Source organism: Streptomyces ovatisporus (genome assembly GCF_042653885.1).
Lineage (GTDB): Bacteria > Actinomycetota > Actinomycetes > Streptomycetales > Streptomycetaceae > Streptomyces > Streptomyces ovatisporus.
In genome coordinates, this window is record NZ_JBHSFH010000007.1 from 619,288 (window position 1) to 632,672 (window position 13,385).

At 70.3% G+C, this 13,385-nt stretch carries 10 protein-coding genes; 5 read left to right on the top strand and 5 right to left on the bottom strand.

The window, feature by feature from the left end:
• Nucleotides 1-93 precede the first annotated feature (93 nt).
• The gene (locus tag ACFPA8_RS16510; RefSeq protein WP_386449006.1) at nucleotides 94-900 is read left to right on the top strand and encodes a class I SAM-dependent methyltransferase; all 807 of its coding nucleotides are present in this window, start codon (nucleotides 94-96) and stop codon (nucleotides 898-900) included.
• An 84-nt stretch (nucleotides 901-984) separates the two neighbouring features.
• Here ACFPA8_RS16510 and ACFPA8_RS16515 read toward each other — a convergent pair whose 3' ends face one another.
• Entirely contained in the window at nucleotides 985-2,169 is a 1,185-nt protein-coding gene (locus ACFPA8_RS16515; RefSeq protein WP_386449009.1) for an MFS transporter, read from the bottom strand.
• Nucleotides 2,170-2,369: 200 nt separating this feature from the next.
• Between ACFPA8_RS16515 and ACFPA8_RS16520 the strand changes: the two genes are divergently transcribed.
• The 3 genes from ACFPA8_RS16520 to ACFPA8_RS16530 all read left to right on the top strand — a co-directional run bounded on the left by ACFPA8_RS16520 (nucleotide 2,370) and on the right by ACFPA8_RS16530 (nucleotide 7,620).
• On the top strand, nucleotides 2,370-4,991 hold the full coding sequence (locus tag ACFPA8_RS16520) for a glycosyltransferase (protein ID WP_386449012.1): 2,622 nt from the start codon (nucleotides 2,370-2,372) through the stop codon (nucleotides 4,989-4,991).
• Complete coding sequence (locus ACFPA8_RS16525; protein ID WP_386449015.1) at nucleotides 4,991-6,454, top strand: radical SAM protein; 1,464 nt, start codon at nucleotides 4,991-4,993, stop codon at nucleotides 6,452-6,454. Before ACFPA8_RS16520 ends, ACFPA8_RS16525 begins: the two co-directional genes overlap by 1 nt.
• A 152-nt stretch (nucleotides 6,455-6,606) precedes the next feature.
• Complete coding sequence (locus ACFPA8_RS16530) at nucleotides 6,607-7,620, top strand: DUF3048 domain-containing protein (RefSeq protein ID WP_386449018.1); 1,014 nt, start codon at nucleotides 6,607-6,609, stop codon at nucleotides 7,618-7,620.
• A gap of 126 nt (nucleotides 7,621-7,746) precedes the next feature.
• Here the strand turns inward: ACFPA8_RS16530 and ACFPA8_RS16535 are convergent, their stop codons facing one another.
• The 4 genes from ACFPA8_RS16535 to ACFPA8_RS16550 form a co-directional block, all read right to left on the bottom strand.
• Nucleotides 7,747-8,205 carry a nuclear transport factor 2 family protein gene (locus ACFPA8_RS16535; protein ID WP_386449021.1) on the bottom strand — a complete coding sequence of 153 codons (459 nt, stop codon included), beginning with the start codon at nucleotides 8,203-8,205 and terminating at the stop codon, nucleotides 7,747-7,749.
• 188 nt (nucleotides 8,206-8,393) lie between these two features.
• On the bottom strand, nucleotides 8,394-9,233 hold the full coding sequence (locus tag ACFPA8_RS16540; protein WP_386449024.1) for a putative hydro-lyase: 840 nt from the start codon (nucleotides 9,231-9,233) through the stop codon (nucleotides 8,394-8,396).
• Nucleotides 9,234-9,406: 173 nt separating this feature from the next.
• Entirely contained in the window at nucleotides 9,407-10,789 is a 1,383-nt protein-coding gene (locus ACFPA8_RS16545) for an MFS transporter (protein ID WP_386449027.1), read from the bottom strand.
• Nucleotides 10,790-11,093: 304 nt separating this feature from the next.
• On the bottom strand, nucleotides 11,094-11,783 hold the full coding sequence (locus ACFPA8_RS16550; protein WP_386449030.1) for a DUF2848 domain-containing protein: 690 nt from the start codon (nucleotides 11,781-11,783) through the stop codon (nucleotides 11,094-11,096).
• Nucleotides 11,784-12,034: 251 nt separating this feature from the next.
• On the opposite strand from ACFPA8_RS16550, the gene ACFPA8_RS16555 reads away from it, so the two are divergent.
• Nucleotides 12,035-13,357, top strand: a complete 1,323-nt coding sequence (locus tag ACFPA8_RS16555; RefSeq protein WP_386449505.1) for an MFS transporter — start codon at nucleotides 12,035-12,037, stop codon at nucleotides 13,355-13,357.
• The last annotated feature ends 28 nt before the right edge of the window (nucleotides 13,358-13,385 follow it).

The following is a 13,385-nucleotide window of genomic DNA, read 5'->3' on the forward strand; positions in this document are numbered from 1 at the left end:
CGGGCATTCGGCCCGGCCCGTCCCAACTCGCCTCGAACGGCCCGCATCGGTACGCCGTCGAGGAGACCGCAGCGCCGAAGGAGTACGTCCCAGATGCCCAAGAAGACCCCGCGCTCTCTCGCAGCGAACCGTGCACGGCTGTCGCACAAGGCCGCCTACGCACTGCGGAACCCGGCACGGGTCGTTCCCTACCTGCGCCGTGCACTGCGCGACCGCTGGCTGAGGATCAAGCACCCGGACCATGTCGACTACTACCGGGCAGTGATGGCCTCGGACACCGCCGCGAATCCGGAGGCGGCCGTCGGCAGCCGCAGCCACGACCGGTGGCTGGCCCTGGGGCAGATGCAGTTCGACTTCCTGCTCGAGCACGGGCTGCAGAAGGAACACCGCATGCTGGACATCGGCTGCGGCAACCTCCGCGCGGGCTGGAGGTTCATCCAGTACCTGGACTCCGGCAACTACTACGGCATCGACATCTCGCCCGACATCCTCATCGCCGCGAAGAAGACCCTGGCCGGTTACGAACTGCAGGAGAAACTCCCGCACTTGACCCTCACGCACGACCTGACCTTCGACTTCCTCCCGAGCGGCCACTTCGACGTCGTGCACGCGCACAGCGTCTTCTCGCACTCACCGATCGAGGTCATCGACGAGTGTCTGGCGCACGTCGGACGGATCCTGACCCCGCGGGGCTTCTTCGACTTCACCTTCGACCGCACGGAGGGCGCCGAACACCAGGTGCTGCGGGAGGACTTCTATTACAGGACGGAGACCCTGACGGCCCTCGCCGAGAAGCACGGGCTGACCGCCCGCTTCATGGACGACTGGGAGAAGCTGCCGCACGGACAGTCCAAGATCCGCGTCACGGCAGCCGAAGCGCCGGCCCCCGTGGCCGACTGACGTCCGGCGTCTGCCTCCGGCAGCCGCACCCGCCCTCCCTGCGGTGCCCTCGCGGGCGCGGGCGTGTGCAACTGCCGGCACGTCTCAGACGAGTTCGCGGGGTGTGGCGTTCTCCCGCGCCGTCCCGCGTTCCCGTACGGCGAGGGCCGCCGGGGTGATCAGTGCGGCGAGGAGCCCGACGACTCCGATCGAGACGGTGAGGCTCGTCAGGGAGGCGACACCGCCGATCATCGGCGGCCCGCCGAGGAAACCCGCGTAGGCGACCGTCGTCACGAAGCCGAGTTCCCGTTCGCCGCCGCTGCCGTCGGAGCGGCGTCCCGCGTCCCCCGCGAGCGCCATGGCCACCGGGAAGCAGAACGCCAGACCGACCCCCGCCACCGCGAAGCCGGCGTAGGCCACCGCCCCGAGCGGGACCGCGGCGGTCACGGTCAGCCCGCAGGCGGCGACGAGCCCGCTGCCCGCCAGCACCCGGTGCGGCCCGAACCGGGCCTCCACGCGCTCCCCGAACAGCCTGGTCAGTGCCATCGTCACGGAGAAGACCGAGTACGCGGTCGCCGCCACCGATTCCGTGAGGGCGCGCTCCCGCACGAGGAAGAGCGCCGACCACTCGGCACAGGTCCCTTCGGCGACCGCCGCGCACAGCGCCACGGTGGCCAGCAGCCACAGCCGCTTGCGGAAGACGACGGCGCGGTAGGAGCCCTCGGTCTTCCGGTGCGGGCCGGGGCGCTCCCCGGGCACCGAGCGTACGGTGCCGAGCAGTGCCAGCAGCCCCGCCGCCGCGACGAAGCAGAAGTGCCGCGCCGGGGCCACGGAGAGCGCCGCCGCCAGACCGGCGCCCAGCGATCCGAGCAGCCCGCCGAAGCTGAACCCGGCGTGGAAGAACGGCATGAGCGGACGGTCCAGCTCCCGCACGGCGGCGACGGCGGCGACGTTCATCGCCACGTCGACCGTCCCCATGAGCGCACCGAGGGCGGCGAGTGCCACGCCGAGCAGCAGGACGGAATCGGCCAGACCCAGCGTCGGCAGCACCAGGCAGGCGCCGGCGAGCGCCACTGCGATGACGAGCCGCGCCCCCCACGCGGCGCAGGCGCGCGCCGCCAGGGGCGCGGTGATGATCATGGCGATGGAGGGGCCGAGCAGCGCGAGGCCCAGAGCGGCAGGGTCCGCGTGGGCCTGCGTGGCGAGGGCCGGGACCCGGGCCGCCCAGGCGCCGTAGAGGCCGCCGTTCACGACGAAGACGGCGGCGACAGCGGTGCGTTGGGAAACCACTCGGCACCTTTCTCACGAACTCCCGTGCGGGTTCAGGTTATTGGCACGGAGATCACAGGGAAGGAATTTCACCGAAGCGCGGTCTTCTCAGGCCGCTCCACCGGTGGTCTCCTCGACTGGGGCCCCGGAATGTCAACTTCCCCTTCACGGTGGCCCCTTGAGGGACAACCGGCAGGCGACGGCAGGAGCATCTGGATTCCATGACCGTTTTGTGGGGAACATCTTTCGACGCCACACCGATATCCGGGGTGGTGGTGGAGTTCGTCAAGACCGCGAGATCGTTCCGGGAGCAGGGCTACCGGGTGCATCTTGACCTCGGTTACGACGTGAAAGCCGACAAGAACGCCTTCTTCCGCCCGTACCGTGACGAGGCCGAGCTCCTCCCCGGCTGGGTGCGGCTCGACCGGATCGACAGGCTCGACGAAGTACCGGGCTACGGCCCGCAGTTCGTCTCCGACGTGCTGCGCGAGTACGTACAGCAGGGCGCCGGCGAACACCTGCTGCCCGCGATCGACGCCGCGGCCGAGGCGATCAGCGAGCGGATCGTCGAGACCTGGGAACGCCGGAACGTGTCGTTCGTGATGGTCGAGAACGGCACCCTGCCCGAGAACGTCACGTACACCAGAGCCCTCTACTCGGCGATCGAGCGCTACGGACGCCGCCACCGGCTCGGCCGATTCGTCCTGTGGCGCGACCACGACCTGATGTGGCAGAGCGAACCCGGCATCAGGAAGTACGGCGAGTTTCCGTATCCGCGCACCGTCGCACCGCGCAACTCCCCCTGGATCCACTACGTCGCGCTGCACGAGGAGGCCCGCAGGCGCACCCTCGAATGGGTGCCGGGCCTCGCGAACATCGACGTGCTCCCCAACACCTTCACGCACGCGCCCGCCGGCACCCCACGCCCGGGAGGGGCCGGCGGATTCCGCCGCGAGCACGGCATTCCCGAGGACGTGCCGCTCATCGCCCGCTGCACGAGGATCATTCCGCAGAAGCGCATCGACCGGGACATCCACCTGCTCGCCGGGCTCGCCGGCCGCACCGGCGCGTACCTCTTCGTCGCGGGGGACACCGCCGAAGCACCCGACGAGCACGCCCGGCTCTGCGCGCTCGCCCGGTCGCTCGGCGTCGCGGACCGGGTGGTCTTCGGCGGCCGGCTCGCGCCGCACGAGGCGGACATAGGTTCCGCCAGCGGGGACGGGTATTCGGTACGGGACCTGCTCGCCCACACCGCCGTCGCCTCGTTCCTGACGTCCTACGACTACGAGAGCTACGGAAACCCGATCGGGGAGGCCATCGCCTCCCGCGTCCCGTACCTCACCACCCGCTACGAGCTGTACGACACCGTCTACGGGGACAAGGGCTTCCGCGCCCCCGTCATGGAACTCACCGACGGAGACCTGCCCACGCCGTCCTTCGTGGACAGTGTGGCCGAGCTGATCCTGGACGAAAGGAAGCGCGAGGAGATGGCGGACCACAACCACCGGCTCGGACAGCGTCACTTCGGTGCCGACCGGGCGGGGGAGCTGCTGGCCGAGCTGTTCCTGACCCCGATGGGCGAGCGGACGCGCATGAGCGTCGTGCTGCCCGTCTACAACGAGGCCGACAACCTGCCGGCTGTGCTGCGTTCGCTCTGCGAACAGCGCGGCGCGAACGGCCCGCTGGACAAGTCGCTGTACGAAGTCGTCATCGTGGACAACAACTCCACCGACGACACCGTGCAGATCGCCCGCGGCTTCGCCGCCGAACATCCCGACCTCGCCCTCCACATCGTCCCGGAACCCGAACAGGGTGTGGCCTGCGCACGCAGGACCGGCATGGACTTCGCGTCCCGGCGCAGCGCCCGGCGCGGGCAGACCGACTCCGAGCAGCGCTTCTACCTCGTGTCCGCCGACGCCGACTGCCGTGTGGACGAGCGCTGGCTGTGGGAGCTGTTCACCGCGATGGAGACGGGCAAGGCCGCCATCGGCGTGTGCGACTACTACTACGCGCCGGAGCACTTCACGCGGCGGCCGCGCCTGTGGGAGGCCATCCAGAAGACGCTGCGCTGCCGCGCCGTGACGTTCTCGCTGTTCGGCGGCTTCCCCGACGGGAAGGGTTTCGCCGTCGACCGCGACGCCTACGACAAGGTCGGAGGGGTCGAGATCTTCTACCAGCTCCAGAACGGCCGCTTCGTCAACCACCTGTCCGACGACTGGGACTTCGGCATCCGCGTCCGCGGCTCCGGCGAGGACATCGCGTACGTTCCCGCCTCGCGGGTCGAGATCAACCCGCGGCGCGTCAACCACGCCATCGACGAGGTGATCACCGGGCGGGCGTACGGCTCGGACGGCATCATCGTCATGCGCGACATCCGGGTGCCGGAACCGGCGCCCGACCGCGAGGGAGACCTCACGGAGGAAGAGGCCCTGCAGGCATGGGAGTTCTCCATCAAGGACTTCACGCCGAAGAACACGATCCTGCCGGTGCTGCTGACCCCCTCCCTCCTGGACGACGACGCCGTCATCGAGTTCTTCGGCCCCTCACTCGCCGAGCGGCTGGGGCAGCGGATCGCCGAGATCAAGGACGAGATGCGGATGGCCGACTTCACCCCCATCCACTCCTACAAGACGCCCTCGTACCGGCTGTACTTCGAGTTCGCCGACGAGATCTTCGCCCGGCTGCGCGCCACCGTCGGCGAGGACATCGGCCACCCGCCGCCGCTGCCGCCCTGTCTGCAGGACGTACCGCCGGAGAGGTTCGACGAGTTCGTCCGGTACTTCTGCGAGGACCGCGAATCCGGCGAAGCACACAACTACTTCGGCAACGGGGGTGTCTTCTGATGGACATCGCCCGAAGGCAGAGCTACGAGGAATCCCTCGTCTCCCTGCGGCAGACCGACCCCGCTCATCCCGTACCGGCGGTGCTGGAGACGCTGACCGACCCCGCCAACCGGCACCTCGTCGAGTACGTCACCGAGGACCCGTTCGGCGCGCACGTCTTCCCCGGCAACATCCCCGGCCACTCCCCGCAGGACTTCCTGGCAGACCTCGACCGTCAGCTCGCCTCCACCGCTCCGATCCACCTGTGGTCCTACATCCCGACCTGTGCGTACCGCTGCCGCTTCTGCCAGTACCCGGTGGTGCTGGCGAAGGGCTCCCCGGAAGCGGTCGACAGCAAGGCCGCACAGTGGGTGGACTGGAACATCCGCGAGGCCCAGCTGTGGCTGCGCGACGTGCCCAGCCTGGCGTCCGCTCCGATCGGCGAGTTCAACGTCTTCGGCGGTACGCCCTCGCTGCTGCCGCCGGACGCCATCCGCAGGCTGCTCGACTTCTACCGCGAGAACTTCGCCTTCACCGCCGACACGGCGATCCGGTTCGAGGGCGACCCCAGCACGTTCACACCCGAGAAGCTCGAACTCCTGGCCGAGCTGGGCTGCACCAAGCTCAGCAGCGGGGTGCAGTCCTTCGACGACCCCGTCCTGGAACAGTGCGGCCGGGAGCACACCGCGCAGATGTGCGTGGACTTCGTGCGCAACGCCCAGTCGCTCGGATTCGAGTGGATCAGCATCGACCTCATGTACGGGCTCCTCGACCAGACCGTGGACAGCGTCCGCCGGGACCTCGACATCGTCGTCGAGAACGAACTGACCGCGGTGGTCTGCACGAAGCTGCACCTCGCGGACTACAGCGACACCAGGACGGGCGTGGCCGGGGAGAAGCCGGCGGCATGGCAACTCCCGGAGTACCGCGCCAGGCTCGTCGAGAAGGGACACCGCTGGCCCACCCTCGGTGAGCAGTACCAGATGCGCGAACTGCTCACCGAGGGGCTGCGCAGCGCCGGATACAGCGAGCGGCCCACCATGTACTTCGCGCGGGACGGCCTCGGGCCGGAGAAGTGGAAGGCCATCATGGTCGACCAGGACAAGCAGGAGGCCGAGGTCGCCATCGGCCTGGGAGGCAGCTCCAGTTGCCGTGCCTCCGAGGCCATCACGGACGTGAACTGGAAGAAGTACAGCGAGGCCGTCGAGGCGGGCCGCGTCCCGCTGGGTTCGGCGACCCGCTTCTCGGAGGAGGCGCAGGAGTCGCGCGCGGTCAAGATGGCGCTCTCCACGCTCCGTCCGCTCGACGACCGGCTGCATCAGGAACGCTTCCCCGGCTGTTCCCTCTTCGACGAGCCGTGGCGGAGCCGGTTCGCCTCGCTCCAGGAGCGCGGGCTCGCCGTCGTGGACGGCGGCAGCAAGCAGATCAGCCTGACGGCGGACGGCGAGGTGCTGGTCGAGGCAATCATCAACTCCGAGCTCTGAACGGGGTGTTGGGCGGTGCCGGGTGCCGTACCCCCGGCACGGCACCCGGTACGTCCGCAGCCGCCGGGAAGTGCCTTGCGCGGTATTGACGGCGGGGCGCGGCGGCGATGGGGTGGCTGTCTCCGAATCCCCCACGACGGAAGGCAGTTGCAATGCGAGGCATCACCACCCCCTCGCCGTCCGGCAGCAGACCGGGAGGCATACGCAGGGCCACGCGACTGCTGGCCACGCTGGCAGTGGTGGCGCTGGCTGCCGGAACGGCAGGCGCGGGCGCGTCATCGGCGAAGGAAGGACCGGAACGCTCCGGCAAGAGCTCCGCACAGCAGCGTGAGGAGACCTCACCCTTCACCGGGCTCCCCGCCGAACCCGCCCCCGTGATGGCGGTGAAGATCGACAACCACAAGGACGCCCGGCCCCACACCGAGCTGGAGAACGCCGACATCGTCTTCGTGGAGAAGGTGGAAGGCGGCCTGAGCCGGCTTCTCGGGGTGTTCTCCAGCAAGTTCCCCGAGGGGATCGGCCCGGTGCGCAGCGCCCGCGCCTACAACGTCGAGCAGCTTCGGATGTTCGACCGCCCGATCCTGGCCTATTCGGGTGCGCGGGAGGGCGTCGTCGATCTGATCGAGAAGTCCCCGCTGTACGGCGTCTCGCACGACGACTACCCGGACGCCTACTTCCGCGGTGGCGACAACGAGGCGCCCCACAACCTCTACGCACACCCCGACAAGATCCTCGCCGCGGCCCCGGAAGCCAGCAAGAGCAAGGACATCGGCTTCCGCTTCGCCGACGACGCTCCCGAAGGCGGCGAGGCGACGGACGAGCGCACCGTGGACTACGGCTCGGCACAGACCACCTTCAACTGGTCGGCGGAGGAGGACCGCTGGCTGACGTCCTTCGACGGCGAACCGGCGGAGACCACGGGAGGCGCACGGCTCGGCGGGCAGACCGTCGTCGTGCAGAAGGTGGACATGCCGCCGGACGACGGCGGGACGCCGTACGAGAAGACCGTCGGCAGCGGCGAGGCGACGGTCCTGCGCGACGGCAAGGCGTACGAGACCAAGTGGGAGAGGCCCACCGAGGAGTCGGGCACGACCTTCACCAAGTCCGACGGCGAACGCATGGCCTTCGACCGCGGCCAGGTGTGGGTGGTGTACGAGGAGGCCTGACACGGTCCCGGCGTCTGCGACACCGGCAGCGGCGGCCGGCTGTGGGCACCACGCCCGCAGCCGGCCCTTTGCTCGAATTTGCTCGATTTTGCTCGAACGCCGCCCCGGTCTGCGGGCGCGGGCTCGTCAGCGCAGCGGGATGCCCTCGCCGCGCTCGGACTCCGGACGCGGCCCGAAGATGCGCCGCTCGCTCTCCTCGATACGGACGTCGTCGATGCTGGCCTCACGGCGGGCCATCAGGCCGTTTTCGTCGAACTCCCAGAGCTCGTTGCCGTACGAACGCCACCACTGGCCCTCCGCGTCGTGGCACTCGTACTGGAAGCGCACCGCGATGCGGTTGCCCTCGAAGGCCCACAGGTCCTTGCGCAGCGCGTAGTCCAGCTCCCGCTGCCACTTGTGCGTCAGCAGCTCCCGGATCTCGGCACGGCCGGTGACGAAGGCGTCGCGGTTGCGCCACACCGAGTCCTCCGTGTAGGCGAGGGAGACCTTCTCCGGGTCGCGGGTGTTCCACGCGTCTTCGGCGGCCTGCACCTTCTGACGTGCGGTTTCGAGGGTGAACGGGGGCAGCGGGGGCCGGGTGCTCATGCGGGTGCCTTTCGGACGGGATCTCCCGGGGCGGTGGCTGGTTCCGCCCCGGCTCCCCTCAGCCCGCCACGACGTACACCGCGCTGTCCAGTCCCCTGAAGTCGTCCGGGTCACCGGTGAAGAGGGGGAGGCCCCGGACGGAGGCGACCGCGCGGGGTCCTCGGCCATGGCGGCACCGGCCCTCTTCCTCACGGGACGAGGTACCGCTCGTCCCGTACGTCCGTGATGAACATCCGCCCGGGCGCGTGCGTGATTGCGAACGGCGGGCGGGAGGCCATGACCGCCGCCTGCGGTGTCACCCCGCACGCCCAGAAGACGGGCACGTCCCCCGGACGTGCGTCGACGGCGTCGCCGAAGTCGGGGCTGCCGAGGTCCGCGATCCCTATGCGGGACGGGTCGCCGCTGTGCACGGGCGCTCCGTGCACAGCGGGCATCCGGCCCGTGATGCGGGCTGCCGTCCCGACCAGTTCTTCCGGGACGGGCCGCATGGAGACCACCATCGGCCCGTGCATCTGCCCCGCGGGACGGCACGGGCGGTCCGTCACGTACATCGGGACGTTCCGCTCCTGTTCCAGATGGCGCAGCGGTACGCCCGCCCCGGCGAGCGCCCACTCGAAGGTGAAGCTGCACCCGATGAGGAACGTGACGAGGTCGTTGCGCCAGCGGCCCGTCACCTCCTCCGGCTCCTCCACGAGTTCGCCGTCCTCCCAGACGCGGTACGCGGGCAGGTCGGTACGGAGGTCCGCCCCGGGTGCGAGCACCGTGGAGGTCTCGCCGGGGTCGGTCACGTCGAGGACGGGACAGGGCCGCGGGTTGCGCTGGCAGAACAGCAGCACGTCGTACGCCCAGTCGCGGGGCACGGAGATGATGTTGACCTGTGTGCAGCCGGGCGCCCATCCGCTGGTCGGGGCCGTCGAACCGGCGCGGAAGGCCGCCCGTGCCTCCTCGGGGCCCGCCGCGGCGGCCGGACCTCCGGGAGGCGATGCCGGGCCGGGAACGGCCGGAGTGCCTTGTGTCGTACGGGACATGGCGGTGCGGTCCTTCCGGTTCGGGTCGAGTGGTCGAGCGGGCGGGCGGCGGGCGGGGGCGGCGGGCAAGCGCGCCGGCCGGCCGGGTCCGGGCGGTCCGGGTCTGTGCGATACGGACGGGCGGACGCGGCGCCCGCCCGTCCGTATCGCCCGTCCGTATCGCACGCCGCCCGTCACAGCAGCGCGCGTCCCCGCGTCTCCGGCAGTCCCAGCAGGGCGACGAGAGCGACGCCGTACCCCACCGCGCCGAAGATGAGCGCACCGCTCACGCCCCAGCTGCCCGCGAGGAACCCCACGAGGGTGGGGAAGAACGCGCCGACGGCACGGCCGGTGTTGTAGACGAACCCCTGCCCGGTGCCGCGCACCGCGGTCGGGTACAGCTCGCTGAGGAAGGAGCCGAATCCGCTGAAGATCGCCGACATGCAGAAGCCGAGCGGGAAGCCGAGGAGCAGCACCACCGTGTTCGAGCCGATGGGCACGTTGGTGTAGGCGACGACGCAGATCGCTGAAAGCACCGCGAACAGCGCGACGTTGCGCTTCCGGCCGAGCTTGTCGGTGAGGTAGCCGCCCGTCAGGTAGCCGATGAACGCGCCGGAGATCAGAAACGTCAGGAACCCTCCGGTGCCGACGACGGTCAGCCCGCGGTCCGTCTTCAGATAGCTGGGCACCCACGTGGCGAGCGTGTAGTAGCCGCCCTGGACACCGGTGGAGAGCAGCACGCCGAAGAGCGTCGTACGCCGCAGGTCGCGGGTGAAGATCGCCCGGAACGAACCGCGGTCGCGGCTGCTGCGGCGCTGCTCCGTCGCCTTCGGTGCGTCGGTGACGTTGCGCCGCACGTAGAGGATGAGCAGCGCGGGCAGCGCGCCGGTCCAGAACAGCACGCGCCAGGCGATCTCTTCGTCGAGGAACTGGAAGACGAGGGTGTAGACGACGACTGCCAGCGCCCATCCCACTGCCCAGGAGCTCTGGATGACGCCGAGCGTGCGGCCCCGGTTCTTCGCGGTGGCGTACTCGGCGACGAGGATCGCGCCCACCGCCCACTCGCCGCCGAAGCCGACGCCCTGGAGGGCGCGGAAGACCAGCAGGGTCTCGTAGTTGGGGGCGAAACCGCACAGCAGGGTGAACGTCGCGTAAGTGATGACGGTGAGGATCAGGGTCCGCACGCGGCCGATCCGGTCGGCCAGAATCCCCGCGAGGGCGCCGCCGAGCGCGGAGAGGACCAGCGTGACGGTGGTGAGGAGACCGGTCTGGCCCGTGTCGAGGCTGAAGTAGGCGCCGATGGCGACCATGCCGAGCGGCAGGGTGAAGAAGTCGTAGGAGTCCAGGGCGTAGCCGCCGAACGCTCCGGCGAAGGCGCGTCGTCCGGACGTTCCCAGCTCGCGGAACCAGCCGAACCAGCCCGAGCCGCCGGGCTCCTGTCCGCCGTCGGCCGGACCGCCGTCGGCCGGACCGTCGGGGCGGGAGCCGGGGGCGGGATCAGCGCCGGGATCAGGCCCGGGCTCCGCGCCGTGGCCGGTGCCGTCCTGGGGGACGCCGGATATCGGATTGCTTTTCATGTGCACCTCGCTGAGGGAGTGGGTGCCGCCGAGAGTTGGGGCCGGCTCGTGGGGGGTGCGGTGCTGATGCCCGGCTAACGTAGAGGATCGTTGAACGATCCTTCAAGGGGTACGTTCACGGGAACTGCCCGGCGAAGTGCCGCCGGACGCGGCCGCCATGGCGTGCGCCGGTGACCCTCGGCGCACGACAACGGGCTGCGCCGACAGAAGTCGGCGCAGCCCGGCGGTGGTCGGAAGGGTGCCCGGAGACGGAAGGCGGGCGGAAGACGGGCGGAAGGCGAACGGAACGCAGCCGGACGCGAACTCAGCCGATGGGTTCCGGCATCCGCACGACGTCGTAACCGAGGGAGATCTCGTTCCCCGTGGCCGGATCGGCGAGCTGCACGCGCCAGCGCGCGGCGAACTGGTCCACGCCGTGCCGCATCGGCACGGTCCCCGAGATCAGCACCGTGCCGGGCTCCAACTCGCCGCGTTCGCGGAGCACTTCGGCCCAGTGGTGGGGGGTGAGCAGTTCGGCCGCGGTGGAGTCCTGGATGAGCTCCTCGGTGCCGTCCTCGTCCGTGACCCAGGCCCGCAGGGTCAGGCTGTCGATGCGGTCGGCGACGTCGGCCAGCCGCCAGGCGTGCCCGGCGAGCACGTCGGGTCCGGCGTTCTTGCTCCAGGCGACGCCGTACGTCTCCAGGTCGCGGTCGGTGTGGTCGCAGGCGGCCGTCAGCAGCAGGTCGCCGGTGTCGTCCACGACGAGCGCCCACTCGGCCTCGCCGGAGGTCCGCCCGTGCTGGGCCGGGACGCTCCCGGTCTGCTGTGCGAGGTAGGGGGCGACGGGGTACAGGGCGGGCGTCGTGGCGGGTGCCGGCACGCCCAGCTCGGCCAGTTCCGCCACGTGCGCAGCCACGTCCTTCTGGCTGCGGCCCGCGTATCCGGCGTTGAGCAGACGCGCCACGGTGACGGTGCGCCGAGTGCCGTCGGGCAGCGTGAAGGCGAGGCTGGACATGGTGATTCCTCCAGGTCGGGCTGGGTTTCGCGGGCGTGAATTCTGCCCCCGAGGGTTGCGCATACGAGCTGTATACAGCAAGTATGCTCCCGTACCCAAGAGGTCCCCGACCGTGAGGAAGCCCCGTGGACCACAACTCGCCGAAGCAGTCGGCAGCGGAGGAGCCGGCCCCGCGCCACGGCCCGGAAGAGCCCGGTGCCGCGTCCGCCGGCCGCTCCGCCGGACCCTTCCCCCAGGACCGCAGAACGCTGTTGAAGGCATTCACCGCCAGCCTCACCGGCACGTCGCTGGAGTGGTACGACTTCGCCGTCTACTCCGCGGCGTCCGCGCTCGTGTTCGGCAAGCTCTTCTTCCCGTCCGGGGACCCGCTCACCGGCACCCTGCTCGCCTTCTCCACCTACGCGGTGGGCTACGTCTCCCGTCCGCTGGGCGGTTTCGTCTTCGGACGCCTCGGCGACGTCATCGGACGCAAACGTGTCCTCGTCGCGACGCTCGTGCTGGTCGGCGCGGCCACCTTCCTGATCGGCTGCCTGCCCACCCACGCCGTCGCGGGCCCCGTCGCGCCCGCCCTGCTGGTCCTGCTGCGCTTCGCACAGGGCGTCGGCGTCGGCGGCGAGTGGGGTGGAGCGGTCCTGCTCACGAGCGAGTTCGGCAGTTCACGGCAGCGAGGGTTCTGGGCTTCGGCGGCTCAGGTCGGACCGCCCGCGGGCAACCTCATGGCCAACGGCGCACTGGCCGCGCTGGGTGCGGTGCTGAGCGAGGAGCAGTTCCTCTCCTTCGGCTGGCGGATAGCGTTCCTGCTCTCCGGCGTCCTGGTCGCCTTCGGGCTGTGGGTGCGTACGCACCTGGAGGAGACCCCCGTCTTCAAGGCCGTGGAGCGCACCGGGGAACGCCCCGAAGCCCCCATCCGCGAGGTGTTCGCCACCCAGCGCCGTCCGCTGGTCGCCGCGATCCTCTGCCGGGTCGCGCCCGACGTGCTCTACGCGATGTTCACCGTCTTCGTCCTCACCTACGTGACGGAGCAACTCGGCATGCCGCAGGGGGAAGCGCTCACCGCCGTACTGATCGGCTCGGGTCTGCAGATCTTCCTGATCCCGCTGGCCGGTGCCCTCTCCGACCGCTGGAACCGCAGGCGGCTGTATCTCACCGCCGCCGTCGCCGCCGGCGTGTGGCCGTTCGTCTTCTTCCCGCTGGCCGAGACCCGCTCCTGGGGACTGATCGTGCTGGGCGTCGTGGGCGCCCTCGTCATCCACTCGATGCTCTACGGTCCCCAGGCGGCCTTCGTGGCCGAGCAGTTCAGCCCGCGGCTGCGCTACACCGGCTCCTCGCTCGCCTACACGCTGGCCGGCGTCATCGGCGGCGCCGTGGCCCCGCTGATCTTCACGGCGCTGCTCGGAAGCTTCGGCACCTGGCTGCCGCTGGCCCTGTACATCGTGGTCACGGCGGTCCTGACCGTGGGCGGCGTGCTCCTCGGGCGGGACGCGGACCACGTGGAGGACGAGGAGTACACCAAGCTCATGGGGGACGGCCCCGGCCCGCGGGAGGCGGAGGGGTACGCAGTGAAGACGCAGTAGCGGTACCCGTGACGACCAGCCCCGGCGA

Coding starts and splice junctions, on each gene's coding strand:
- ACFPA8_RS16510 (WP_386449006.1), top strand. CDS start 94: ATGCCCAAGAAGACCCCGCGCTCTCTCGCAGCGAACCGTGCACGGCTG.
- ACFPA8_RS16520 (WP_386449012.1), top strand. CDS start 2,370: ATGACCGTTTTGTGGGGAACATCTTTCGACGCCACACCGATATCCGGG.
- ACFPA8_RS16535 (WP_386449021.1), bottom strand. CDS start 8,205: ATGAGCACCCGGCCCCCGCTGCCCCCGTTCACCCTCGAAACCGCACGT.
- ACFPA8_RS16530 (WP_386449018.1), top strand. CDS start 6,607: ATGCGAGGCATCACCACCCCCTCGCCGTCCGGCAGCAGACCGGGAGGC.
- ACFPA8_RS16545 (WP_386449027.1), bottom strand. CDS start 10,789: ATGAAAAGCAATCCGATATCCGGCGTCCCCCAGGACGGCACCGGCCAC.
- ACFPA8_RS16540 (WP_386449024.1), bottom strand. CDS start 9,233: ATGTCCCGTACGACACAAGGCACTCCGGCCGTTCCCGGCCCGGCATCG.
- ACFPA8_RS16550 (WP_386449030.1), bottom strand. CDS start 11,783: ATGTCCAGCCTCGCCTTCACGCTGCCCGACGGCACTCGGCGCACCGTC.
- ACFPA8_RS16525 (WP_386449015.1), top strand. CDS start 4,991: ATGGACATCGCCCGAAGGCAGAGCTACGAGGAATCCCTCGTCTCCCTG.